1 protein-coding gene is annotated in these 3,588 nt (G+C 44.1%); it reads right to left on the bottom strand.

What is annotated here, in order from left to right:
* On the bottom strand, positions 1-3,588 hold a 3,588-nt coding region (locus GWC95_RS11160; RefSeq protein ID WP_161818809.1), incomplete at both ends, for a beta strand repeat-containing protein.

Here is a 3,588-nt window from a genome sequence, read left to right as displayed (position 1 = left end):
TTACTGCACTGAGTGATTGTGCAGTGATGTTTCCCGTTGAAGTAAGATTACCGTTAACGTTCGCATTATTTACAGTTGCATCAACAACACTAAGTGATTGCGCAGTGATGTTGCCAGTCACAGTCAACGCATTTAAAGTAAGATTTGTGATGCTGGATAATGCACCAGCGCCAAGTGTACCGCTGAATGTTCCGCCGATAATTGTTCCAGGAACAGTAAGATTTCCGATCAAGCCCGTTACTGTGCTCAATCCCTGAGATGTTATCGTTCCGGTTGAGGTAAGGTTGCCGTTTACGTTAGCGTTGTTAACTGTTGCATTTACTGCGCTCAGTGATTGGGCAGTAACATTTCCTGTTGAAGTTAGATTACCGTTAACGTTCGCATTGTTCACAGTCGCATCAACAACACTAAGTGATTGCGCAGTGATGTTGCCAGTCACAGTCAATGCACTCAAAGTAAGATTTGTGATACTTGACAATGCACCAGCACCAAGTGTACCGCTGAATGTTCCACCGATAATTGTTCCAGGAACAGTAAGATTTCCGATCAAGCCCGTTACTGTGCTCAATCCTTGAGAAGTTATTGTTCCGGTTGAGGTAAGGTTGCCGTTTACGTTAGCGTTGTTAACTGTTGCATTTACTGCGCTCAGTGATTGGGCAGTAACATTTCCTGTGGAAGTCAGATTACCATTAACGTTCGCATTGTTTACAGTCGCATCAACAACGCTGAGTGATTGGGCAGTGATGTTACCAGTCACGGTCAATGCATTCAAAGTGAGGTTTGTGATGCTTGACAATGCACCCGCTCCTAATGTACCGCTGAATGTTCCGCCAATAATTGTTCCAGGAACAGTCAGGTTACCAATCAATCCGGTTACAGTGCTTAATCCTTGAGAAGTTACAGTTCCAGTTGACGTCAGGTTACCATTTACGTTCGCATTATTTACAGTCGCATTTACTGCGCTTAGTGATTGTGCAGTAATATTACCTGTGGAAGTCAGATTACCATTAACGTTGGCATTGTTTACTGTTGCATCAACAACGCTAATTGATTGGGCAGTGATGTTGCCAGTCACAGTCAAAGCACTCAAAGTAAGATTTGTGATGCTTGATAATGCGCCCGCTCCTAATGTACCGCTGAATGTTCCGCCGATAATTGTTCCAGGAACAGTAAGATTTCCGATCAAGCCCGTTACTGTGCTCAATCCTTGAGAAGTTATTGTGCCGGTTGATGTGAGGTTGCCGTTTACGTTAGCGTTGTTAACTGTTGCATTTACTGCGCTCAGTGATTGGGCAGTGATGTTTCCTGTTGAAGTAAGGTTACCATTAACGTTGGCATTGTTTACTGTTGCATCAACAACACTGAGTGATTGGGCAGTGATGTTGCCGGTCACGGTCAATGCATTTAATGTAAGATTTGTGATGCTCGACAAGGCACCCGCACCAAGCGTACCGCTGAATGTTCCGCCAATGATCGTTCCAGGAACAGTCAGGTTACCGATCAAGCCAGTTACGGTGCTTAATCCCTGAGAAGTTATTGTTCCGGTTGATGTAAGGTTGCCGTTTACGTTAGCGTTGTTAACTGTTGCATTTACTGCACTGAGTGATTGTGCAGTGATATTTCCTGTGGAAGTAAGGTTACCATTAACATTAGCATTGTTCACAGTCGCATCAACAACACTAAGTGACTGCGCAGTGATGTTGCCAGTCACAGTCAACGCATTCAATGTAAGGTTTGTGATGCTGGACAATGCACCCGCTCCTAATGTACCGCTGAATGTTCCGCCGATAATTGTTCCAGGAACAGTCAGGTTGCCGATCAAGCCCGTTACTGTGCTCAATCCTTGAGAAGTTATTGTTCCGGTTGATGTAAGGTTGCCGTTTACGTTAGCGTTGTTAACTGTTGCATTTACTGCACTGAGTGATTGTGCAGTGATATTTCCTGTTGAAGTAAGATTACCGTTAACGTTCGCATTATTTACTGTTGCATCTACAACACTGAGTGATTGCGCCGTAATGTTACCAGTCACAGTCAACACATTCAATGTAAGGTTTGTGATGGTTGACAATGCACCAGCGCCAAGTGTACCGCTGAATGTTCCGCCAATGATTGTTCCAGGAACAGTAAGGTTACCGATCAAGCCAGTTACAGTGCTTAATCCTTGAGAAGTTATTGTTCCCGTTGATGTAAGATTGCCGTTAACGTTGGCATTGTTAACCGTTGCATCAACTGCGCTGAGCGATTGTGTAGATACAGTTCCAGGAACGTTCAGGTTACCGATCAAACCAGTTACTGTGCTCAGGCTTTGAGATGTTATCGTTCCAGTTGAAGTAAGGTTACCATTAACATTAGCATTGTTCACAGTCGCATCAACAACACTAAGTGATTGCGCAGTGATGTTACCAGTCACAGTCAACGCATTCAAAGTGAGGTTTGTGATGCTTGACAATGCGCCAGCACCAAGTGTACCGCTGAATGTGCCCCCGATGATCGTTCCAGGAACAGTAAGGTTACCAATCAAGCCAGTTACAGTGCTTAATCCTTGAGAAGTAATTGTTCCAGTTGATGTAAGGTTTCCGTTTACGTTAGCGTTGTTAACTGTTGCATTTACTGCACTGAGTGATTGTGCAGTAATATTTCCTGCTGATGTCAGATTACCGTTAACGTTCGCATTGTTCACAGTCGCATCAACAACACTAAGTGACTGCGCAGTGATGTTGCCAGTCACAGTCAATGCATTCAAAGTAAGATTGGTAATGCTTGATAATGCACCAGCGCCAAGTGTACCGCTGAATGTTCCGCCGATGATCGTTCCAGGAACAGTAAGATTTCCGATCAAGCCCGTTACAGTGCTCAAGCCTTGAGAAGTTATTGTGCCGGTTGATGTAAGGTTGCCGTTTACGTTAGCGTTGTTAACTGTTGCATTTACTGCACTGAGTGATTGTGCAGTGATATTTCCTGTTGAAGTAAGGTTGCCGTTTACGTTAGCATTGTTTACAGTTGCATCAACAACACTCAATGATTGGGCAGTGATGTTGCCAGTCACAGTCAATGCATTCAATGTAAGGTTTGTGATGCTTGACAATGCGCCCGCTCCGAGCGTACCGCTGAATGTTCCGCCAATGATCGTTCCAGGAACAGTAAGATTACCAATCAAACCAGTTACTGTGCTTAATCCCTGAGATGTTATCGTTCCGGTTGAGGTAAGGTTACCGTTAACGTTAGCGTTATTTACAGTTGCATTTACTGCACTGAGTGATTGTGCAGTGATATTTCCTGTTGAAGTAAGGTTGCCATTAACGTTCGCATTATTTACAGTCGCATCAACAACACTAAGTGATTGCGCAGTGATGTTACCAGTCACAGTCAACGCATTCAAAGTAAGGTTTGTGATGCTGGATAATGCACCAGCGCCAAGTGTACCGCTGAATGTTCCGCCGATAATTGTTCCAGGAACAGTAAGGTTACCAATCAAACCGGTTACAGTGCTCAATCCTTGAGAAGTTATTGTTCCGGTTGAAGTAAGGTTACCATTAACATTCGCATTGTTCACAGTAGCATTTACTGCGCTCAGTGATTGTGCAGTGA

It is taken from the genome of Sediminibacterium roseum, assembly GCF_009939005.1.
Taxonomy (GTDB): Bacteria; Bacteroidota; Bacteroidia; order Chitinophagales; family Chitinophagaceae; genus Sediminibacterium; species Sediminibacterium roseum.
This window is presented reverse-complemented; position numbering and strand designations above follow the sequence as displayed.